At 38.3% G+C, this 23,167-nt stretch carries 15 protein-coding genes; 3 read left to right on the forward strand and 12 right to left on the reverse strand.

Annotated features, from left to right (window positions below):
- Positions 1–3: 3 nt before the first annotated feature.
- The 12 genes from IPJ09_05640 to IPJ09_05695 form a co-directional block, all read right to left on the reverse strand.
- Entirely contained in the window at positions 4–759 is a 756-nt protein-coding gene (locus tag IPJ09_05640; protein ID MBK7370911.1) for a transposase, read from the reverse strand.
- A gap of 163 nt (positions 760–922) precedes the next feature.
- Positions 923–1,225, reverse strand: a complete 303-nt coding sequence (locus IPJ09_05645; protein MBK7370912.1) for a transposase family protein — start codon at positions 1,223–1,225, stop codon at positions 923–925.
- A 51-nt stretch (positions 1,226–1,276) separates the two neighbouring features.
- Entirely contained in the window at positions 1,277–1,759 is a 483-nt protein-coding gene (locus tag IPJ09_05650; protein ID MBK7370913.1) for a hypothetical protein, read from the reverse strand.
- Between the two features lie 182 nt (positions 1,760–1,941).
- Positions 1,942–5,751 (reverse strand): leucine-rich repeat domain-containing protein, encoded by a 3,810-nt coding sequence (locus IPJ09_05655; protein ID MBK7370914.1) that lies wholly within the window; start codon positions 5,749–5,751, stop codon positions 1,942–1,944.
- Positions 5,752–5,871: 120 nt separating this feature from the next.
- Positions 5,872–6,429, reverse strand: a complete 558-nt coding sequence (locus tag IPJ09_05660; protein ID MBK7370915.1) for a hypothetical protein — start codon at positions 6,427–6,429, stop codon at positions 5,872–5,874.
- A 281-nt stretch (positions 6,430–6,710) separates the two neighbouring features.
- Complete coding sequence (locus tag IPJ09_05665; protein MBK7370916.1) at positions 6,711–7,145, reverse strand: hypothetical protein; 435 nt, start codon at positions 7,143–7,145, stop codon at positions 6,711–6,713.
- A 432-nt stretch (positions 7,146–7,577) separates the two neighbouring features.
- The gene (locus tag IPJ09_05670; protein MBK7370917.1) at positions 7,578–12,833 is read right to left on the reverse strand and encodes a leucine-rich repeat domain-containing protein; all 5,256 of its coding nucleotides are present in this window, start codon (positions 12,831–12,833) and stop codon (positions 7,578–7,580) included.
- A 90-nt stretch (positions 12,834–12,923) separates the two neighbouring features.
- Complete coding sequence (locus IPJ09_05675) at positions 12,924–13,286, reverse strand: hypothetical protein (GenBank protein MBK7370918.1); 363 nt, start codon at positions 13,284–13,286, stop codon at positions 12,924–12,926.
- 89 nt (positions 13,287–13,375) lie between these two features.
- On the reverse strand, positions 13,376–13,747 hold the full coding sequence (locus tag IPJ09_05680) for a hypothetical protein (protein ID MBK7370919.1): 372 nt from the start codon (positions 13,745–13,747) through the stop codon (positions 13,376–13,378).
- Positions 13,748–13,832: 85 nt separating this feature from the next.
- Positions 13,833–14,495 carry a hypothetical protein gene (locus tag IPJ09_05685; protein ID MBK7370920.1) on the reverse strand — a complete coding sequence of 221 codons (663 nt, stop codon included), beginning with the start codon at positions 14,493–14,495 and terminating at the stop codon, positions 13,833–13,835.
- A gap of 257 nt (positions 14,496–14,752) precedes the next feature.
- Complete coding sequence (locus tag IPJ09_05690; GenBank protein MBK7370921.1) at positions 14,753–17,935, reverse strand: caspase family protein; 3,183 nt, start codon at positions 17,933–17,935, stop codon at positions 14,753–14,755.
- 88 nt (positions 17,936–18,023) lie between these two features.
- Positions 18,024–20,120: a T9SS type A sorting domain-containing protein gene (locus tag IPJ09_05695; GenBank protein ID MBK7370922.1), complete on the reverse strand. Its 2,097-nt coding sequence runs from the start codon at positions 20,118–20,120 to the stop codon at positions 18,024–18,026.
- Positions 20,121–20,248: 128 nt separating this feature from the next.
- Between IPJ09_05695 and IPJ09_05700 the strand changes: the two genes are divergently transcribed.
- From IPJ09_05700 to IPJ09_05710, 3 genes are read left to right on the forward strand one after another with little or no spacing between them, the layout of a single operon-like run.
- Entirely contained in the window at positions 20,249–20,824 is a 576-nt protein-coding gene (locus IPJ09_05700; GenBank protein ID MBK7370923.1) for a sigma-70 family RNA polymerase sigma factor, read from the forward strand.
- Positions 20,821–21,714: a hypothetical protein gene (locus IPJ09_05705; protein ID MBK7370924.1), complete on the forward strand. Its 894-nt coding sequence runs from the start codon at positions 20,821–20,823 to the stop codon at positions 21,712–21,714. Before IPJ09_05700 ends, IPJ09_05705 begins: the two co-directional genes overlap by 4 nt.
- Positions 21,711–23,138 (forward strand): hypothetical protein, encoded by a 1,428-nt coding sequence (locus IPJ09_05710; GenBank protein ID MBK7370925.1) that lies wholly within the window; start codon positions 21,711–21,713, stop codon positions 23,136–23,138. The genes IPJ09_05705 and IPJ09_05710 overlap by 4 nt, the downstream gene beginning before the upstream one ends.
- The last annotated feature ends 29 nt before the right edge of the window (positions 23,139–23,167 follow it).

The following is a 23,167-nucleotide window of genomic DNA, read 5'->3' on the forward strand; positions in this document are numbered from 1 at the left end:
GGTTCATCGCATTAATGCATACTTCAACCGATAATTATGCAAATCAAATATTTTCAATCCGAAGTAATCAATATCTCGATAACCATAAGCTTTTCTTTTTAGTACTTTGATTTTGTTATTAAATCCTTCTAGCGGTCCAGTTGATAAACTAATATCAAAATCAAACCATCTTAAGATTGCTGTTCTAAACGAGCCTATCATATTTCCAACTTTTATCAGCTGCTTAATTCCGCTATTTATAGCCCTGAGAACCCAGGTTTGCAAGTATGCTTCAGATTTTGCTTTTCCACCCAACCACCACATGGTTGTTAATTCTTCTTTCATATAGTACATTGTGGCCAATGGCTTATTCATTTGTAGCACCTTTTCCAATTTCTGCTTCTCATCTTTTTCGGCATTTAGGTTCTCTGAATTCTTTAATAATAGCCATCTACTGCCCTTCATTACTTGGCGGATACCAAGCCTCTTTTCCTCATTGTACATCTCTCGCCGTAACTCATCTATTTCAAAATTTATTTTCTTTTTGATATGAAACCAATCGAATACTATTTTGTCATACCCTATATGATCTGTGACCGATTTGATATAGGCAGGACTCATATCTATTGCTACTGCCTTTATTTTGACTTTTGCTTCTTTGATTTCCTTCCAAAACTCCCTCAGACTAGCTCCATCTTTGCCTTTTTTGACATATAAGGCTCGTTTCGTTTCAGGTCCATTACTACTGTCATGTATTGGTGACCTTTGCTCACCGCGAATTCATCTATCGCTATATATTTAACTCTTCTAAAATCCATTTTCCTGTACCGTCTTTTCAGATACTCTTATCCATTTTTTAATCGTATGCCAGTGCAGTCCTGTGTAGTTTGATACATCTTCTATTGTCATACAGCTCAATAAACTTAAACACAGATTCTTTACGTTATTCGTGTAGTTTTTTTTTCTCAGCAAAGGATAGTTTCTCTTGTCTTAGTTTCAGACAATTCTTACATTCCAGTCGATACACCTTTGCTATTAGTCGCACAGCTCTTAGGCCAATCGGAACATCCCTGAACTCCCGAATTGTATAGCCTCGTTTTATCACATTCCGACTACCACATTCTCCACATTTCAAATTGCCCTTCTTGGTTTCTATATGTATTCCGATATATCCATTGTCCTCTTCAACTTTTGTAATATCAACCCCTTTTATGCCATATCCTAATTCCAATATTTTTGAATCCATAGCTTTTTTTACTCTAAGATATTGATTTTCTGGTTTTTAAAAAAGTACTTGTTATTGCGATGAACCAAAATTATTGTGTCCCCAATTTAAATCTTTGATTTTTTTATTATTATTTAATATAGGTAAGGGGCCAGATAGCTTATTATCCAGCACTCCTAACACCACGAGATCCTTTAATGAATCAATATTAGGAAATGATCCGGTAAACATATTATGGTTTAACGTAAGATCTGTAAGATTCTTCAAGTATTTGAATGAAGGTAAATTTCCTGAGATATTATTTTCAGGAAGATATAATGTGCTTAGACCTTGCAAATTGAGATCTATCAACGTTCCTGAGAGTTTATTTTGATCTAAGCGTATGTCCAGCACACATCCTTCTGTATTAAGTTTAATTCCATTCAAGGTATTTATAGGTGCAACTGAAATCCAATTTGTTTTGTTCTGCCACATGTTTCCTCCAGTTGAATCGTAAAATCTTCTTAACTCTAAAGAATCCGCAAACCTGTTGCATCCATTCTGAGGGCCAACCATCAGGTTTATTTTCCTACTCTCCAAGATCAGTTGAGGGGCTTTCGGATTTGTAATTTTTACAGTATAGATACCTGCATCTTCAGGCTTAAACGGCGAAAAAAGCAGTTTGTTTTTTCCTGTGATGATTTTATATACGGTATCATTTTTAAACCAAGTGTAAATACTAGTAGTAACAGTATCATCTATTTTAAGATCAAGCGGGTAATTGGAGTAGGCGGAATGGTGATTGCCGTATCCACATAAATTTTTTGTTGGGGTGCATAACTAAATAGACTTTGACTCCATTTATTCGTAACCTCTATTAGTGTCTTTATCTTATCATGATATTTTATGATATTGGAGAAGGTGAGTTTATTTCCTTCAAATGTCCCTCGACTAAGTAGGGGATTAGATATAGTATAGTCCTCTAAAGATCCCGTAAAATTATTGTTTGCCAGCCATACCTCTTTCAAATTTGGATATTTGTCAAGTTTTGGCACAGGGCCGGAAAATTTATTATCACTTAAGGTCAGTGTTACTAAATTTTTTAGATGCGAAAGGTCCGGTATTTGGCCATCCAGCCTATTATTTTGAACCCCAAAGTATTTTAGGAGTAAGCAACTTTTTAATTGTGGTAGAGAGCCACTTAAAAGATTTTGCTGTAACAGCAAGTCTTTTAGCAAAGGAAGATTTTTGAAATCGGGTATAATTCCAGTTAGCTTATTATCTGTCACATTTAATGTTTCCAAATTTGGGGTAAAATCAAATGAAGGAATAGGCCCTGAAAAATTATTATGATGTAGATATATCAATCGAAGAATAGGATTCTTTAAACTGGGGAGTGATCCATCCAATTTATTAGATTGAATTTGAATAGACTCCAGGCTTAGTGCCTTGTCAAAGGCTGGTAAAGGTCCTGACAAGATGTTACTAAAAAGTGATATATTTCTTAGTTTGGTGAGCTTATTAAGACTTGGTATATTTCCACTCAAACTATTAGACCCAAAATTTAAGTCAAGCAATAAGGGCAAATTATCAAAATCCGGAATAAGGCCATTAAACTTATTATTGAATAAATGGATCGAAGTTAAAGAAGGAAAACCATTAAAATTTGGGATATTCCCTCCAAGTTTATTAGAAGCTAGATTGAGTTCTAAAAGATGTGGAAGATTTAAGTCAATCATAATTCCTGAGAGATTATTTCCAACAAACAGATCTGTCAGGTTGGCGGTATCACTTAAGTATATACCTGTAATACAACCTTCACCGCTCTGTTTTATCCCCCACCATGTACTCATTGGCTTACTTAAATCCCATTTCTTCCACCAATTCAAGCCCCCAGTTGCATTATAAAACTTCACCAACTCTAAACTATCAGACCTTCGGTCACAAACAAGTCTAGGGCCAGCATTCAACCTGATCGGCCAGCTCTCCAGAGTCAGCTGTGGAGCAAGTGGATTCGTAATCTTGACCGTATAGGTGCCCGCATCTGCACTCGTAAAAGGAGTAAACGGCAGCTTATTGCTTCCTTTGATGGTTTTGTAGAGTGTGCCATTTTTATACCAGGCGTAGCTGCTGGTGGTGACGGTATCGTCGATGAGGAGGTCGAGGGTGTAGCGGGTGTTAACGGGAATAAATATTGATGTGTCTACATATATCATTTTTTGAGGAGCATAGGTGAGTGTATCACCAGAACAAGTTGGACATAGATTATTGAGCACATCAGTAAGAGTTTTAACCTTTTTAATATTCCGAATAAAGCTTGAAAATGTAAGTTTATTTTGATCAATCCTGTATCCATCTAGTTTTGGGTTGGTTAGAGTATGATCAGGTAAATAGCCACTAAGTTGATTCTCAAATAAACCTAAAGATTCCAGATTAGGCAGTTTATCAAAATTAGGGATTGATCCTATAAGTCGATTCCCACTTAAATGTAAAGATTTCAAACTAGGCAGTTTATCAAAATTAGGGATTAATCCTGTTAGTTGATTGTAACCTAGATTTAAAAATTGCAGACTAGGCAGTTTATCAAAATTAGGGATTGATTCTGTAAGTTGATTCCCAGTTAAACTTAAATTTAGCAGATTAGGCAGTTTATCAAAATTAGGGATTGATCCTGTAAGTTGATTCCTGTCTAAATATAAATTTTGCAGATTAGGCAGTTTATCAAAATTGGGGATTGATCCAGATAATTGATTGTAACTTAGATTTAAGAAAGTTAAGTGACTTAGATTTAACTGAATTAAAATTCCAGATAAATTGTTTGAGATACCTATGAAGTCAATTTTTTGTACACACCCATCAGCGCTCAGACTTATTCCATACCAAGTATTCATTGCTTTATTTAACTCCCATTTGATGGTCCAGTTTGGCCCTCCGGTCGCATTATAAAACTTCACCAACTCCAAACTATCAGACCTTCGGTCACAAACCAGACTAGGCCCTGCATTCAACCTGATCGGCCAACTCTCCAATGTAAGCTGCGGTGCGAGTGGATTTGTAATCTTTACTGTATACGTACCCGCGTCTGTAGTAGTGAAAGGTGCAAAGTGCAGCTTATTTTTTCCTTTAATGGTTTTATATAGCGTTCCATTTTTATACCAGGTATAAGTGCTGGTGGAGATGGTGTCATCGATAAGGAGGTCGAGGGTATAGGGGGTGTTAGTAAGGATCTGGAAAGAAGTGTCGAAGTATATTTTTTGTTGTGGAGCGTATAATAGAGTATCAAATTTACAAGTTGAACAAATCATATTGGTTGAATCAACTAATTTCTTGACTTTCTCTAGATTTTGTATAATCTCAGAATAGCTAAACCTATTTTGATCAAACCGGAGCCATGATAGCTTAGGATTCGTAACTGTAAAATCACTTATATATCCTTTTAACAGATTATTATTTATAAGAAGTCTGCTCAAATTTAAATTTTGATCAAATGTTGGTATATTACCATCCAATCTATTTTTATCTAAATATAAATTTGTTAAATTTGTGCAATTGAGAAAACTCGGAATAGAACCAAATAATTTATTATTCGATAAAATAATATTAAATAATTCAGAATGGTTATTGAAGTTTGGAATATTGCCAACTAAGTTGTTATTACTTAAATCAATAGTAACAAGATTTTTATTGCTTTCAAAGTTAGGAATATTGCCAGTTAAAAGATTATCATTTAAAAATAAGTTTTTTAAGCTTGAACAATTTTCGAAACTTGGTAATTGTCCCACCAATCTATTATTATTCAGATCTAGATCTCTAAGTTTAGTTAAATTAGCAAAATTAGGAATGTTTCCGCTAAGCTGATTGTGGTCAAGAAATATTTGACTTATTTCAGGAATTTTATCAAAATTTGGGATACTGCCGGTTAAATTATTATTGCCTAAGTATAAATAAGCAGATAGATTGGGTAACATATTGAAGTCTGGAATAAATCCACTCAAATTATTATTTGATAATCCTAATGAAAAAAGATTAGTAATATGACTAAAATTAGGAATATTGCCACTTAAAAAGTTATTATTTAAATATAATTGTTTTAAATTTGGAATTTTATCAAAATCAGGAATACCGCCGCTTAGTTGATTATTATTTAAAAATAAATATTCCATGTTCGGAAGATCGAGTGATATAATTGGACCAGTTAAATTGTTTCCTTTGCAACATGATCCTGTGGTTGTATCACTTAAATTTATGGATAGAATACATCCTATAGAATTTAGAGTAATACCCCACCATGTATCCATAGGCTTACTAAAATTCCATTTTTTCCACCAATTAGGCCCACCAGTTGCATTATAAAATTTCACCAACTCCAAACTATCAGACCTTCGGTCACAAGCAAAATTCAGCTTTTCAAAAGATAGCATATCACCGTCAGGCAATTCAGTAGCTTCCGTGAAGATCGCAGGTCTATGCTTTGTGGAAGAATAATTGGGGGATACGTTGATTTCTTGATGCATCCAGCCGTATGCAAAAGCTGAGATAGTTAGGGTTAGGATGACCAGGATGCGCATAAGGTAAAGGTATGATTAATAATGAATTAGAAGAAGGTTGTTGTAATAATATTTACTTGACCATCAGTGATTTAGAGAGAGAGTCAAAGTCTGGTCATAATAAAAAGGGCAGGCAGTGTTTTACAATTTGAAATTTACTCCAAGGTTGATGCAGGAATAATTATAAAAGCCATCTGCATCGAATTTTTTGCTGTAATTGAGTACTTGCCTGATATCTATCTGCAAGGCGACATGCTCGGTCATGGAGAATCGTGAACCTATGCCGGCTGAAAACTGCCCTGCCAGGAAGCTAACCTTTTCAGCTGCGGACCCGAAAAAAATAAAATCAACCTCCCCTTTGGCGGTACAATAGGTGGGCGCTAAGGATGCGGAGAGATAAGGCTCTATTTTCTTGAGTTTAAAGGGTAAAAATTCTGAAAACAGGCCGAGGGAGAGCAGGGAGGTGGAGGAGGTATAGATGCCGGCTACATCCAGTTGGAAGTGATCATACTGCAGGGCCAGCCCATACTTTATTTTTTCGACCTGGCCGATCTGGTAACGTACAGTGAGGTCTATACCTGAGTATGCTTCGTAATATTGAGTGTTTTGATCATATCCGATCATCGCGGACAGGCTGGATTGTGCATAGGATGACCAGCACAAAGTGGATAATACCAGGATTATTATTGTCTTATTCATGACACAAAGTTTTTTTGGATTAAGAGAGGTTGAAGCGTTACTTACTTTTCTTTAAAGTGAGTCTGTCTAAGCCCAGCGCCAGGCCTATGAGATCTGTAATTGATAAATGGCTGCTGATCATTTCCATTTCCAGGTATTCCTCATCGAGTCGACAAAAATGAAATGGTGATAAGCAGCGCTAAGATGTATTTCATGGTCAAATTTTTCTGAACTTTTGCAGCTTTTAGACACTGAGTGACCTGCTCCCAGGACCGAAAAAAGCTGATGAATAAAAATGATAGTTAGTTTCTTTTTGGCACGTATACTTTATTGCCATGGTCATTGATATAATATTGTCCGCCCCGGCTGCCTGTTTGTATGGCCCTGCCACTCCCGTACTGATATGCCTCAGGACTATAGTCACGGGCACGGCTGCCTGGCTCATTGGTATAAGAATTGAGATTGCCTGTGGTTGAATAATTATCAATATTCGTAGCATTAGGCATGGTTTTATAATGCCCATCTACATAAGTGCCAGTACTTTTGATATATCCGTTTTGGTAGGTGGTAGTTGTATTTTCAATGGTATATCGCGGTATGGTATAGCTGCCTTGCACGCTGAATAGTTCTTTGTTTGCCCGATATCGCATGTCGGGAGTACCGTCCCTTTTATTTTGAGCTAGTGAAGAAAAATATGTCAGACAGGTCAGTGCAAAAATGAATACTGTTTTTTTCATGATAATGTTTTATTTAAATTGTTTTCAAGGATATATTGCAGTTTGATGTAAATGTTAGCAGATAGCGTCCTATATTTTATCCTTCGATTTTGCCAGGAGTATGGTCCCAGTCATTGATCCTATGGTCATTCAATGGAAACTGCATAGTCCTGGCCGGATAGCACTGTATTTATGTATTATTATGGCATGGTAAAGGCCCTGGATAAGCTGATAGAAGTTTCTACCGTTGGTGGCGGCTGAATACCAGAAAAATTAGGCGTTTTCAATTCATGGGCGCAGGCTCTAGCTTCCAATTGCTGGATTGCTGGGCAGTGCGGTTGAATGTTACATCAAGTGTATGTTTTTAATAAGGGGAGGTATCACAGTATCAGCGCTCTCCAATTCTTATATTCTTATTATAAAATCCAAATCCTTTTGATTAATCACACTCCCCTACCTCATAATCACCACATACCCCTTGATCGGCGCACTGACACTCCCCAAATCCAGCAGATAATAGTATGTGCCCGTAGGCAATGGCTGACCTTGCGTATTGGTACCATCCCAATCATTTTTATAATCATCATTGCGGTAGACGAGGTCGCCCCATCGGTTATAGACTGTAAGTTTGGTAGGTTTTGGACCAAAGGCATCCGGGCAATCTATTAATGCCTCGACGATAAAATATCGATTATCTCTTGATGGGCTATCTGGGAAAATAACGTTCGGGAGTACCAGGCTGTTTCGATCGGAACAGGGAGATTCTACCTCGAACTCGATGGTGGAAGATTTGCAATCAGTAGGACAGATCGTAGAACAAACTGTGTACTTTAAAATTTCTTTACCTGAAAATTTTGGATTAGAAGTATAAGTACCCCTTCCTGATGTACGGGAGTAAATCATGGTACCATTTTGAGGCTCTTGGATCATCACATCTATGGAAGCGCCCTTTGAGATGGTATCATTTGCCAATACATCGAATAATGTAGGCGTCGAATGTTTTACTTTTACATAATCAGGTTTAAGGGCTATTATTTTGAGCATAAACTCTATCGAAAAAGCATTTTGCTTTTCAAATCCATTGACCATGATGGCATATGTTTTGCCCTTGACCATATCCAATGATTTTAAAAATCCATCCTCCCCAGGGTCGCAGTTTGGAGACTCCTCAATATCTGTAGAGGATTCATTTAATCCTGTGCTACTTAAATTGCATGTTGTAGCATTACACCGGATGAGACGCTTGGTAGCGCATCCATTTATTCCATCAGGTAGTTCAAAAACGGCAAAGTCAATATCTTCATTAGAGATTAACGGTGTAATCGTAAAGGTGATATTTAAATTTTCATTGGCGGTCCATTTGAACCATTTGGAGTTAGATTCGGATTGATTATTCTTAAGATCAAAATTATTAAAGTCCAAACAAGAATTGTCAGCTTCATCCAATACACTACCAGGGCCAATCATAGAGTCAATAATAAATTTTTGATAACAGGGAGTAATAGTGATGACCCGCGCATTAGAACAATCTTGCTCATCACTTGCAGCATTGGTCTTTAACCTTATCGGCCAACTTTCTAGTGTCAACTGTGGAGCCAATGGGTTAGTAATTTTGACTGTATAAGTGCCGGCGTCATTATTCGTAAATGGGTTAAAAGGTAGTTTATTCCCTTTCATGGTTTTATAAAGGCTTCCATTTTTATACCAGGCGTATGTACTGGTCGTGACGGTGTCATCGATCAGGAGATCTAAAGTATAGGGTGTATTGTTATTAATGAAGATGGTCGTATCGCGGTAAATAGTATCTTGGGGTGCATAAGTAAATAGACTTTGACTCCATTTATTAGTAACCTCTATCAGTGTCTTTATCTTATCATGATATTTTATGATATTGGTGAAGGTGAGTTTATTTCCTTCAAATGTCCCTCGTCTAAGTAGTGGATTAGATATAGTATAGTCCTCTAAAGATCCTGTAAAACTATTGTTGGCCAGCCATACTTCTTTTAAACCAGGAAACTTGTCAAGTTTTGGCAAAGGGCCGGAGAAATTATTATCACTTAAGGTCAGTGTTCCTAAATTTTTTAGATGTGATAGATCCTGTATCATGCCACCCATCCTATTATTATGCACTTCATAGTTTTCAAGAAGCAAGCATCCTTTTAATCCTGGCAAAGATCCGCTTAAAAAATTATGATGCAGAGCAAGGACTTTTAACAAAGGAAGATTCTTAAAATCAGGAATACTTCCGGTCAGTTCATTATCATATAAATTTATTGTCTCTAATTTTGGGTTATTGTCAAACGAAGGTATTGAACCAGTTAATTTATTGTCGTTTAAGTGTATTCTATTCAGTTGAGGTAAATTATTCAGATTAGGAACAGGCCCAGTCAATTGATTATCATAACAACCCAAGCGATATAAGAGTGGCATCATGTCAAAATTGGGAATATCGCCAGTTAATTGATTGCCCTCCAAAGCAAGGTAACCTAACTTAGGTAAATTTTTAAAATTTGGTATACTGCCACTTAATTTATTTGTTTCCAACCTTAAGTTCTCTAGCGATGGAAAGTGAAAATCAGGAATAGTACCGCTTAAGTTATTGGCTCTTAAATTAATGTAAGTCAGTGAAGGCAATTTGATAATAATTAAGGTACCAATCAGGTTGTTTCCGGAGCAACATCCATTGATAGCAGTATCGTTCAAACGAATTTCCGTTACACATCCCTCATTGTTTATTGTAATTCCCCACCATGTACTTATCGGCTTACTCAAATCCCACTTCTTCCACCAATTTGGCCCACCAGTCTCATTATAAAACTTCACCAACTCTAAACTATCAGACCTTCGGTCACATATTAACATCGGCAAAGCATTTAACCTGATCGGCCAACTCTCCAGTGTCAGCTGCGGAGCTAATGGATTTGTAATCTTCACTGTATAAGTGCCTGCATCTGTAGTTGTGAAAGGTGTAAATGCGAGCTTATTACTTCCTTTGATGGTTTTGTAGAGTGCTCCATTTTTATACCAGGTGTATGTGCTGGTGGTGACGGTGTCATCGATGAGGAGATCGATGGTGTAAGGGGTGTTTGAGGGGATGAGGATGGTGGTGTCGGAGTATATTTTTTTTTGCGGGGCGTATATTAAGGTATCATAAAGGCAGGTTGGGCAATCCCTATTTATTAAATCCGTCAAATTTTTAATACTGGCTAGATTTGATAAAAGTCCAGAAAACGTGACTTTATTTTCTTGCGTAGTCAAATAAGATAATTTAGGATTATCAAGATTATAATTAGGTAAAGTGCCTGAAAGATTATTATTATGAAGCCAAATTCTAAATAAAAATTTATTATTAACGAATTTGGGTAAGTTACCGGTTAATTGGTTGTTATTTATTTGGATAAGTTCAAGCTCAGGATTCAATTTGAAGGATGGAATAGATCCAGTAAGTGAGTTAAAGGATAGTATTAAACTTCTTAATTTAGATAATGTATTATACTCAGGAATCGGTCCAGATAATTGATTTTGACTAAAATTAATACCGATTACATCTTTAAGTTCATCGAGGTTAGGAATTTGTCCGGTGAGTTGATTATTCTGCAATCCAATGGATTGTAAATTTTGCAATGGACCAAAATTCGGAATTGTCCCCGATAATTTATTATTTGATAAAACTATCGAAATAAGCTTAAGCGATTTATCAAAATTTGGAATTGAACCTGTAAAATGATTATCTGAAAAAGACAATACCTGAAGATTAGGCAGTTTATTAAAATTTGGAATTGTCCCTGTTATTTTATTGTCATTTAATACTAAAACATGCAGATTTTGTATTTTGTCAAAATTAGGAATAGGTCCTTCAAGTTGATTGCCAATTAAATATAAAAAATCAAGATTTGGCAATTTATCAAAATTCGGAATAGTACCAAATAAATTGTCGTATAATAAAATTAAGGACGATAATTGGGGAAGATTAAAATTTGGGATTGAACCTGATATTTTATTATTACTTAAATTGAGAGTAGATAACTGGGATAAATTTATGCTTGGTATAGGGCCAATCAGATTATTTCCTGAGCCGAGACAAGCCATACAATTGGTGTTGCTCGTATCATAAAGGATTATAGTATTTACGCAGCCTCCAGTATTTAAAGTTACTCCCCACCATGAGTCCATCGGCTTACTTAAATCCCATTTCTTCCACCAATTAGGTCCGCCAGTCGCATTATAAAACTTCACCAATTCCAAACTATCAGACCATCGGTCACAAACCAAGCTAGGCCCAGCATTCAACCTGATCGGCCAGCTCTCCAATGTCAGTTGTGAGGCTAACGGATTTGTGATCTTTACTGTATAGGTAGCCTCGTCTGCATTTGTGAAAGGAGTAAACGGAAGCTTATTGCTTCCCTTTATGGTTTTGTAGAGTGTACCATTTTTATACCAGGTGTAGGTATTAGTGGTGACGGTGTCATCGATGAGGAGGTCTAGGGTGTAGGAGGTGTTGGGGGAAATTAGGATCGTTGTGTCATGGTATATTTTTTGTTGAGGTGTGTATATGAGTGTATCATACGTGCAGGTGGGGCATTCTTTATTCGTAATATTCGTCAAAGTTTTTACTTTTTCCAAATTCGGGATGATGCCTGAAAAGGTTAATCTATTATTGTTTAGGTAGTAAAGATCTAAATGAATATTAGTTGTTGTATGATCCGGAATGACCCCATAAAGATCATTATCAGCAATCAAAAGGTATTTAAGAAAAGGGACTTTATTAAATACTGGAATATTGCCTGAAAGTTTATTTCCTGATAAATTAAGATCTTGCAAGGAACCTACCTTGTCAAAATTAGGAATTGGGCCAGTCAAGTTATTGTTCCCTAATAATATCCCATAGAGATTAGGGTGATTAAAATTGGGAATGGTGCCACTTAATTGATTGCTATATAGCCATAATGTAGATAAATATGGCAGCTTAATAAAATCTGGTATTGTTCCGGTTAATTGATTTTCATTCAGAAATAGCCAATAGAGATTAGGAATTTTATCAAAATTTGGTATGGTGCCCGTGAGAAGGTTTCTAGATAGATTTAATTCTTGTAAGGCAGGCAGGTTGAAATTGATAATATTGCCTGTCAACTTATTATCATTTAACCATAAAAATTTGAGGTTTTGTAAATTTAAAAAAACAGGTATCTCCCCATTGAATTGATTGGCCTCTAATACCAGTGTTGTCAAATTAGGAAGATTTAAAAACTCTGGAATCGATCCTGAGATCTTATTATTTGGGACAATTAAACCTTCCAACTGATTTAAGTCTAGTGATATTAACAATCCTGTTAAATTATTAGTTAGAAAGCTATCCTTGATTCCATTTGGCTTGCCATCCATATCGATGTACTTTACACATCCCGCATTGTTAAGCCCTATTCCATACCAGGAGTCCAATGATTTATTTAAATCCCATTTATGTATCCAATTCTGTCCTCCAGTCGCATTATAAAACTTCACCAACTCTAAACTATCAGACCTTCGGTCACAAACAAAATTTAGCTTTTCAAGAGATAACTTTTGAACTTCGGTTAATTGATTAGCCTCTTTGGAGACCACAGATCGATTTTTTGTGGAAGAAGCATAAGGAGACACCTTGATTTGTAGATGTATCCAGCCGTATGCAAAAGTCGTAATAGTTAGGGTTAGGATGACCAGGAGGCGCATGATATAAAGGTATGATTTAAAGTTGTTTATAAGAAATTTTTAAGACCTGTACCCGCCACTTCAGTCGCAGTATGGAAATGGAGGATTGTATCAGCGACCCATATAGCCAGTACGGGGGAGTCGTCTAAAGTTTTGCGGACTCGTGGACAACGGATAGTCCGTATTGTGTGACACCAGTTTTATTTGTAGCTTTTCATCATTCAGTGTGATGATTTGATAGGTAAATTGTGACTCTTCGTGAGGCCAGGATATAGTCAGTTCAGTACTTTGAGGGTTGATATGCCATAGATTTTGTGTGCCCTCCAGGATCAGAATTCCATCATCTTTGATTTGCATCATATAGCCATCTTCCTGATCCTGCCAATCTCCTATAATAGTAGGCTGTAGAGGGATTTTGGTGCAACGGATCCAGGTAGAAGCGAGCAGTAAAAGAAGAAGGAATGAGGTTTTCATGGTTGTTGTTTTGTATTTGTAAGAGTGGGAAGGTTTAATAACATTTTTTGGCATAAAGCATCAGACCAGATATGAGGAGAGTATGATGATTATTCTATTCTTTTAAAATCCCATGATCCAAGGAGGGAAAACGGATCTGTAGCCAACGCACCACTTAAGAATTCCAAAGAAAGGTATTGTCCATCAAAAGCCAGCACTTTCAGCTCTATGGTTATATTTTTGGCTTCTTTACCCCAATATTCAAATATGGAACATTCATCTTTCACCCTCCATTTTAATCCGGTGATGCCTCCCATGATCATGCTTCCATCTTTGAGGAGTTCCATTTTGAGACCGTAGACTTCAGGTTCGCCTGGGAACTTGATTACTTGCTGCCAGGTACCGGTGAATTGACAATCACCATCAGGGGACTTTGTGCAAGCAAATAGTGTGATTAGACAGATAAGCGCTAATGTTTTCATTATTAAGGATTTATATTGTTTTTTTATATTTCTTTTTTTAATCAATCTTGTGATTCTCCTGGAATTAGATCAAGACCAACTAAGACTATCTAAACCTGAAGCAACTCGTAGCACCTGTCTTTTTATTATACACACATCGGTATTTTGAAGGTCGGTATCGGCCTTTTCTGGAGATCTGATCATGAGCAAACTGGTAGGTGATGCCCATATCAAAGCCCGTATAATTGTAGGAGCCGTCGGATGCGTAGGCGTGACCATATTGTACGGTCTTTTTGTATTCTAATTGTAGTGTAAAGGCCCTGGTCAGGCTGATTTGAGTGCCAATAGAGGGTGCTAATTGTCCACCAAAGAAATTGGAGGTTTGGGGTACACTGCCTGCTCTTGATTCTAATTCCGGCCTGGTGCGGTTCAGGGCAGCTCCAAGTTCTAGTTTGATATATGGTTTGAAGGGGCCTGATTTAATCAATGAATAGGATGCAAACCCATTAAAAGAACTCACCTGGGATGGCTTGCTGACAGCTATTCCATTTGGAGCTGCAAACCTGGAATATTGTGCAATGACTCCATAATGGATATCCTGGTAGGTGTCAATATTGTACTGTAATGCAGTGTGGGTACCTACAACACCATTATAAATTCTTGAGCTGGGATTTACACCCATCAGTATCGATACTCCTCCCTGAGCATAAGATTTTGAATAAAAAAGTGTGGTGAAGCATAAGGTGGCGAAAAAAGCAAATGTTTTCATGATAAGTTGATTTGTAAATAGATTGCGGGAATCTGGAAATGTTAACAAGTCAACATCGAATTTCTGAATAAAAATTACATATTGTATAATATATAATACGTAATAGTCTGAATATAAATGATATGAATTTAATTCAGCAACTTTTTTTGTCGAAGAACCATTAAAAGAAAGTTTTTATTCGACAATATATAAGGATACAATTGGCCTGATGATCTATTACTTGTGACTGTTTTGTGGCCAATGCAACCAGTCAAATATTATTTTTCAAGCACATAGATAGCAATCTCCTTGAGTGCCGCTCTATTAGGAGTATACGGTGTCTGGGTAGATCGCAGGTTCTTTTTAGATTGAATGATCACCGGCACCCTTTCCTGGAGATATTCAAATATTTCTTTGAGGTCTATGATTCTGTTTCCATCTTCGTCTGCATGCTGAATGCCCTGCAGGGTGGATTCTGACTGATCGTGCAAAGCTTCGAGAATGCCCTTGGTAAAAGCACTGTTGCCCCAACTGTCATCGGTATAAGATACTTCGCCGGCACTGGACGACAACAGATAATAAAAATCATTGGAGGCATCACTCAGCTTGATCAGAGCAGTAGCCAGGTCGTCTTCTTCTGTACCTTTTATCCCGTCTGCTATAGCCGCCACCTGGCCGGCAGCTCCGCTGTGACACGCATCTATGAGAAAGATCTTTTTACAAGGAATGTCTTTGAGTTTGTCCTGGATATCTTTCTGAAAACTGAGTGTAGTCTCGTCTTCGTAGATAGGATCATAATCAGATGCGTGTATATGGAGCATATCGCGGATCAGAGATCCATGTGCCGAAATGTAGATCAGGATGACATCGTTTTTCTTAATGCGTTTAAAGTCAAAATAGTCATTGGCAATAGACCGGATACTTTTCTTTATTTCCTGCGTAGCAGTTTGTGCCGGCGTGTTGAATACCTGTGTCTGAATCGTTGAAAATAATTTGCCTTGTTGGGTACTAAATGCTGCGGCCAGGTCAGCGGCGTCTTTACTCACTTGCGCCAGTCCCCCGCTTGGGATGCCATAAGCCATCACGAACAAATTACTTTTAGGGGGCTCGTATTTGAAGATCATCTTGACGGAAGATTTGATCAATTCATCCCTATACCACAGGGATAGAGAGATTTTATTTTCACCTTCTACTAAGGGTATGTCCGCCTGCAAATTGTATTGATAAGAGCCCAATAAGACGCCCTGATCCAGTTGCATCACCACAGTATCTATGATACCTCTGCCAGGTCTTTCTATAATTAATTTTGGTTCCAGTCCATCTGCATTTTGATCTTGGGTGATCAGCTTGAGGAGCAGGGCATGTTTGTTTCTTTTGGCGAGAAAATAATTTTTAGTAACGACCGGATCGGGGTCTATCCATAATATATTTAGTTTGTCAGGGTCAAACGATTTGAGCGCTGAGCTGACAGTGCCATGTTCGAGTTTCCAGGTGTTTTGCTTTAAGAAAAATGAATCCAGTGGGAGCTTTTTGTAATCTTCCGATGCCAGTGGTGAGATGGAACCGGTTTGTTCAAAAGATTTGGAGGCAAGTTTTTCAGCGATTAAGACCGTAGTCTGTTCTTTGCGGGCTTTGACCCAGGGATCCAAAAGTTCTTTTACCGGAAGCGTCGTAACGCCGGAAAATATCTGTGCCTGATATTGCGCCATGACTTTTAAAACTACAGAATCGGTAGTAAGAATTTCCTGGGGCCTGAGCTCAATCATGGTGGTGACAGACTCCTTGGATTTTATAGACAGCAGCGTATCGGCTATAGTATAAGGTATCTCCTCTTGCAAGATGATATTTGGCTTGATATCAGACAAATTGCCACTGCTGATGTTTTTAATACTCAAAGGCACAGAGATGACCGGAAGGCCATGATCCAGCGTTTTCCTCAGCACCGGAACACCAAAAGCAAACTGAATCCTGGATTGGTCGGAAGGTAAAAACTCAACGGTCTTTTCGATAGAATCCAATCTTTGGTTTTTGCCATCCAGCAAGATTATTTTGACTTGATGGGATCCTATGAGCTCAGACTCTCTGTAATAAGGTATATTGAACACATCCTCTTGAAGGGACGGATTTAGAAATACATCGTAGGCTACTTTTTCTCCGTCGATATAAACTATGAATTTGGGAAATCCGGCTATCCGGTCTTTTGTTCTTTGATAGGACAATTGAAAAGTGGAAGATTCGGTATATCCTATCTTACCATCACCGTTCTCGTCCAGCACCTTTAATTCTTGCATGCGTAGACCCGGCACCATCATCTCTGATTGATCTTCGATGGTGGGGATTTCCATGACCCAGGCATCCTGGCGATCTGCTTCCCCTGATGTAGTAAAAGCTCCCAGGATCAACCTCTGATCGCTGGATAATATCATGCTGGTGATTTCATTATTTTGTTTTCCTCCCCATAAATATTGATCTCCTATAGGCTTTAATGATGAGGCATCTATCTGGACCATCCAGGCTTTAGATCTTTTAGCTCCACCACGGAGATGAGAGTAGGTCTTGCCTCCGATGTAAGCTTTATCATCAGGTGTCAGGACAAAGGAGGTAAATACATCATCATACCGCCCTCCGAGATTGGTCTTGGCCTGTATAGCCCCATCTTTAAGGCTGATCTTCATGATATATGCATCTTCACGCGTGCGAGCGTCATTATAAGATCCACCTAACCAGGCCACCCAATTATTTTCAAGTGCGATCGCTTTGGCAGCTCCATAATATTTTTGGCCTTTTTTAGCCCAGAGTTGCACACCACGGTCGTTGTATAAGGCGTACCAGGCTAAATCATCAGCCAAAGCCACTCCTGCCACCAGGAAGGTAGAATCAGAAACCGCCTGTATGGTATTTAATTCGACTGATGCAGGGATGATATTAAGCCATTCAATAGAATCATTATGATATTGCGCTATGACAGCTTTTCCATTGTCTTGTCCGATTACTATTGATTGCCGTGGTCTTAATTCTATTATGTCTTTGTAATACCCGTCCATAGTAGATGCGATCACAGAGTATACTGGGTTGCCGTTTTGATCGATTTTTCTTAAGGTGGGAATTTTATGGGTTTTAAAATTCCCTGCAATCTGTACATATCCAACATAGATTAGTCTGCCATCATAGGTACCCGTCAAACCAAGAGCCCGGTCATCTTGTTCTGATCCAAAATTTCTTTCTACGATTTTCTTTCCATCGGCATCCACAATAAAATAATATTGGTCTTCCTTTTTGTACAATTTGGAGGTAGTGAAACCCACGGCGGCGATTCGGCCATCCGGAAGCTGAGTGATATCCATGATTTCCTCCTGACCTCCGCCTCCCAATAAACTAGACCAATCGAGCACCGGAGTTTGGTACACCTGGGCGCGCGCGATGAACGGCAAAATGCAGCAAATGATTATCAATAATCTCATAGCGAGTGGTCAAATTTAACGAGAATACTCTGTATGTGCTGATACCATAATGATCTATGGCAAAATAAACCCGAGCCCCAAACTATAATCAATGAATGCAGAGTAAATTTTTACTTATTCTTCTTGAACCAGAGACGGCGGTGATTATATACCTGCCTGATATCCAATCGCTTGTATTTATAGTAGCCTGAGTTTGACCTGGTGTCAATGTTTGAACTGAGACTGTCCTGCCATTTTGATCTGTAATTCGAATGGAAGTAGGGAGATTATCCGGCACATTGTTATTTAAAGTAAGGTGTAGTACTTCTGATACCGGGTTGGGATACATGGATAATTCTATAAAGGAGGCCGCAATCACTTTATGCGTCAATGCAGGCTTAATTTCCATTTTTATATCAAAATACCATCCTTGTTGGTGAATACCTTCCGGATTGATAGCATTTGGATCAATCGTAAATAGGTTTTTAGCATTCATCGCTTTGGTTGTTTTGAAGCGTATTAATAACAAAGTATCATTATCTTTTACAAATCGGCCACCATTTGACCTGGAGTCGTACCATAGTGTCCTGAGCACATGGTCATTGATTGAATAATTGCTTACAGTAAAATCCGGCAGAGCAGGCGCCATCACCTGTTCAAGTTGGATATCAGGGTTCAGATTTAATGCAAATTGGAAAGCAGAGATATTATTAAACTGCCTGGTATAGACAGGCAAAGTGTATTCCGTGTTGGCCATTAAATTTTGGTCTTGCAAAGCAAGTATAAAATAGGTGGCTGCTCTGGACTCCAGGGAAGGAGTCAGCTGTCCGGTCCAATCCAAACTGACATCTCCAGTCTTGATACCGATAAAATCAAGTGTTATTTTATTCGATTTCAGGTTTGGCAAAGAATAGGCTATGGGATAATTCTCAGCCAGCGGGTTGAGCGGGTTTTTGAATTTATAATCTTTTGGGATAAATTGCCATACAGGAGTTTTGCCAAAATTTGGCACGAACCCCAGGATCAAATCCCTGATCAGTACCATATCCTGGACGCTAATCGTCAAGTCACCATTGACATCTGCGGCAATAATCTGGTATGGAGTTGGCAATAATTGAATCTGGAGCAAATGTTTTTTGATTAATACTATATCCATGACACTAAGGCCACTAGCATACGAATCAAACTTAGAAGCACTCACTGTATAGTTGATACCGGGTATAAGATCTTTGATCAGGTAGCGGCCACTCAGGTCAGTCAATGCGGTTGATTGATTGGCGCTTACTAAGGTGTTGGGGATTGGTGTGTTATTGGCAAGTATGACTTTACCAGAACATTCTACCAGGTTTTGAATACATACCTTACCATCTATCAAGGCCGGTCTGATAGGATCACCTAGCGGGGTGGAGCTTATAAATTCAATTGTTAAAAAAGAGTCATCAAATCGAATATCAGTGCATTGGCCGTGTTCACCCGTCAAGGTCACATAAAGGCTAAATATTTTTCTCCGCCCATTAAAAGAAAGCCCCGACTGTAACGGGCTAAACCACACTACCCCTACCCGATTGTCATTCTTCACCTGTATGTCATTTCTATTTAAATCATTAAGTCCAAGATTGCCTACGGAGTCGATCCTGAAAAGGGATGGATTGGAGAATGACATAGAAAATTGAAAACCCAGGATATTGTAAAAGTCAGATGCGTATACCGGTATCTCTATGGATTGGCCCTTAAATCCTTCGATCATAGTGGTCTCCAGGGTGAGTTGGTTGTTGTACAATTCCAGGACGAACACATTATTTAGTTCAGCACACTCATTCAATTTATTTAAAGGATCAATCTTGATGATCAAAAATCGATATCCTGTGGCCACCACGGAATCTTTATTGACGATACTAAATACTTCGCCCGGTTTAATGACCGTCAAGGGTGACACTCCCAATAGTACATCCTGTATCCTTTTATCTTGTGCATCAATCACCTGGTCATTGGATAGGTAACTTTGGATAGTGACATTATCTTCCTCAGAGGCTGTCGCGCCTTGAAGGTTGGCATCTTGATTGCCGATATTACTGATATTGATGGCATATCGGATTCCTTTTGATATATCGCTCAGTATGCTGGCGTTGGTGATTTTTAGATCCGGACATTGTGCAATCGCTGCACCTAATGTCAAGCTCATAATCAAAGTAAAAAGTACTTTCATGTTGTTTATTTTTGTTTTGTGAAGATTATTGTGAACACAGGTATATTGCAGGATATGCCAGATGTTAACAGCGCCGGTCTTTTTTATTTTTTACTTTGATTGCTAACATTTTACCAGAATCGCTATATATGAAGGATTACATGTCAGATACACAGATGATTCAGGCTATTCAGTCTGGAGATTCTGAGGGAATAAAACAATTGTATCATCAATATTTTAAAATGATAGCAGACCTGGTGATTAATAATAGTGGATCAAAAGAAGATGCAGAAGACATCTTTCAGGAGACTTTGGTTGCATTTATTACTAAAGCGAGAGGTACTGATTTTAAGTTGACCTCCAAACTGAGCTCCTATCTGTATGCCATCAGCAACAATATGTGGCTCTATAGACTGAGGAAGATCAAAACCGGTCCGTTCGTACTCAAAGAAACTATGGAAGTAGCTGATATGGAGGACACAATACCTGAGATCATGGTGTTTGAGGAAAAACATGCATTGATAGCCAAGCTGTTTGACAAAATCAGCGTGGAGTGTCAAAAGATTCTTTCAGGATTTTATTTTGACGGAAAAGCACTTAAGGACATTGGCCATCAAATGAACTATACGGAGGGCTCTATACGAGTCAAGAAATCCAGATGTATGGATGGTTTGAAAAAACTCGTAGAAGAGCATCCCGATTACCTTCAATTAATTGAAAAATGAATCAAAAAGAATTACTCAATAAATACTTCCAGGATGAATTGACTCCGAATGAAATGACCTCTTTTGAGACATTTTATAATAAGGATGAGCAGTTTAAAAAAGAGGTTGATTTTCATAAAAGTGTGATAGCGGGTATCAAGATGGCTGGTATCGATAAAATCAGGCAGGAAGTAGCTACCATTCATGACGAAATAATGCCTTCCATTTACTCGGAGTTAAATTTTGAATCAGATCTTTCCAGGTCACTACAACTTAAAAATCAAGAAGCAATACGTAAAGAAATCCAACAGGCTACTAAAGGATTGGCTGGCACCAGGGTCGATTCTGAGGAAAAAGTGATAGGTAGTCCCCAGGCTAAAATAATTTCACTCCGAGCATGTAGGTCCCTCTCTATTGCCGCCTCTATTTTGCTCATACTCAGCCTGGGGATTTACTTTGTCAATAAACGCATTTCTCAAGACTCCAGCTGGGGGGTGGCCATGAGCAAGGCTTATGAATCCATCAGGTTAGGCTCCAATACTGCTGGCCTGGCAGATCCTAATCAATCTATCAGAACACACCAAAGAAGGGTGTTTGATTTGATAGATCAGCACCAATTTGACAGCGCCCGGCGAGCAAACCTGGAGTATTACCTGGATATACCGAAGGATGCTGGGTTTTACCTCAGTGAGGGACTCATCGATTACAAAGCCGGGGATATCAAAAGTGCAAAAAAGGCTTTTGACAAAGGTGAACAGCTTGGGGATCGATGTTTGTGTCGACTACTTTCAGCATTTACACAAGGTGAGCATAATAAAGCCACCCGAGATGTTATAAATGATGTAAAACAAAACCCAGCCTGTCAATCTTCTGAAATCGTAACTTCGATTCTGAGCCAGCTATCATTATGAGAGCCTGTACTATATTTCCAGTATTCTTTATCATTCCTTTTATCGCTTTTGGTCAAACGAGTAAACAGGCTTTGGTCACCGAAATATTCAATAGAATGTGTGCTGAACTAGAAGTACCTGAAGGAAGAAGACCCAGACTGGTTATTAAAAACGAAACTGGTACTGGAGCTTCTTATTCAAAACTATCCCACACCATCAGCATTGATAAAAAGTTGTTAGAAAGTTTTACTGCTTTTAAAGAACTGGAATCAAATGCCATCGCCTTTGTCGTGGGTCATGAGCTTTGCCATGCACTTGAAAAAGATAGACATGATACTCATTTTCTTGCTTATGACCAATCGCAGGGGGCCACGTATCTCAACGAACAAAATGCTGATATTCAGGGCGCGTTTCTAGCCTATATTTCCGGCTATAATTGTCTCCCCTTGATTGCCGAGACCATTGAAGTATTGTACAGTCAATATCACCTGAGTCCGCAACTAAAAGGATACCCAGATAAGTCAGAACGCATCGAGTCTGTTTTGTTGGTGCGAGAGCAAGTTGAATCCCTGATAGCACTTTTTAAAGCTGCCAACTTATTATTATTGGCCGAACACTATTCAAGCGCGGGATCAATTTTTGAAAAAATATCCCAATACTATCCCTCACCAGAAGTCAACTCCAATATTGCAGTCTCTTATATCCTGGAGGCCATAAATCTCGGGGCATATAATTATTTTAAGTATTCCCTGCCCATTGAAGTCAGTTGGAATCTTCGCCTTGAAAAACCAGGACTTGATCCCGGACAAAAGGACTATGAGCCGGAAATGATCAGAAAAAGAGAACTTTTATTCAAAAAAGCTGATATACAACTCAAAAAATCCCTGGAGTATAATCCAAATTCCTTTACCCTTTGGAACAATCTCATTTGCCTGAAAATACTGGCAGATGAGCTGGAGTTTGCAAAACAGATGATCAAAGAAATTGAAGTCAAGTTTGCCTCAAAAAGAGAAAGAGAACAACTCCAAATGTTATCGGGAACGATATTATTGATTGAAAATAAACGAAATGAGGCTGTCAGGAAGTTTAAAGGTATAGAATCGGCCTGGCTGAAGGAATTAATCAATAGGAACTTAGGTATTATACCCAATCCTTCACCAGCTTGCTACCCGGAGATTGTTGAGAAACCTGTTGGATTCAACGATCCTCTTTTGCAGCAGAAAAAAATTCGCCTCGATACGATTGATTTATATTGGAATCGAGAAGCATATAAGATAGTAACGCCATCTTCTTCGACCGAATTTGCAATGGTGTCAGTAGTCAACCGCTTACAATGTGCTCCACTCAAAGCCCTTGATAACAGGGGAATGCGGTGGTCAGGGGGAATATTGTCTATCAAAAATCCTGCTACCAGGGATCAGGTGTTCTATACCGTAAAAAAATGAAAAGGATCACAAGCGGTATTTGATGAGCA

This window comes from Saprospiraceae bacterium (assembly GCA_016709995.1).
GTDB lineage: Bacteria > Bacteroidota > Bacteroidia > Chitinophagales > Saprospiraceae > JADJLQ01.

Excerpts from the sequence above, each read along its gene's own strand:
- IPJ09_05675 (MBK7370918.1), bottom strand. The coding sequence starts at position 13,286 with ATGAAAACCTCATTCCTTCTTCTTTTACTGCTCGCTTCTACCTGGATC.
- IPJ09_05695 (MBK7370922.1), bottom strand. The coding sequence starts at position 20,120 with ATGAAAGTACTTTTTACTTTGATTATGAGCTTGACATTAGGTGCAGCG.
- IPJ09_05710 (MBK7370925.1), top strand. The coding sequence starts at position 21,711 with ATGAGAGCCTGTACTATATTTCCAGTATTCTTTATCATTCCTTTTATC.
- IPJ09_05705 (MBK7370924.1), top strand. The coding sequence starts at position 20,821 with ATGAATCAAAAAGAATTACTCAATAAATACTTCCAGGATGAATTGACT.
- IPJ09_05700 (MBK7370923.1), top strand. The coding sequence starts at position 20,249 with ATGAAGGATTACATGTCAGATACACAGATGATTCAGGCTATTCAGTCT.
- IPJ09_05690 (MBK7370921.1), bottom strand. The coding sequence starts at position 17,935 with ATGAGATTATTGATAATCATTTGCTGCATTTTGCCGTTCATCGCGCGC.
- IPJ09_05650 (MBK7370913.1), bottom strand. The coding sequence starts at position 1,759 with ATGGTTGGCCCTCAGAATGGATGCAACAGGTTTGCGGATTCTTTAGAG.
- IPJ09_05655 (MBK7370914.1), bottom strand. The coding sequence starts at position 5,751 with ATGCGCATCCTGGTCATCCTAACCCTAACTATCTCAGCTTTTGCATAC.
- IPJ09_05685 (MBK7370920.1), bottom strand. The coding sequence starts at position 14,495 with ATGAAAACATTTGCTTTTTTCGCCACCTTATGCTTCACCACACTTTTT.
- IPJ09_05660 (MBK7370915.1), bottom strand. The coding sequence starts at position 6,429 with ATGAATAAGACAATAATAATCCTGGTATTATCCACTTTGTGCTGGTCA.
- IPJ09_05665 (MBK7370916.1), bottom strand. The coding sequence starts at position 7,145 with ATGAAAAAAACAGTATTCATTTTTGCACTGACCTGTCTGACATATTTT.
- IPJ09_05645 (MBK7370912.1), bottom strand. The coding sequence starts at position 1,225 with ATGGATTCAAAAATATTGGAATTAGGATATGGCATAAAAGGGGTTGAT.
- IPJ09_05670 (MBK7370917.1), bottom strand. The coding sequence starts at position 12,833 with ATGCGCCTCCTGGTCATCCTAACCCTAACTATTACGACTTTTGCATAC.
- IPJ09_05680 (MBK7370919.1), bottom strand. The coding sequence starts at position 13,747 with ATGAAAACATTAGCGCTTATCTGTCTAATCACACTATTTGCTTGCACA.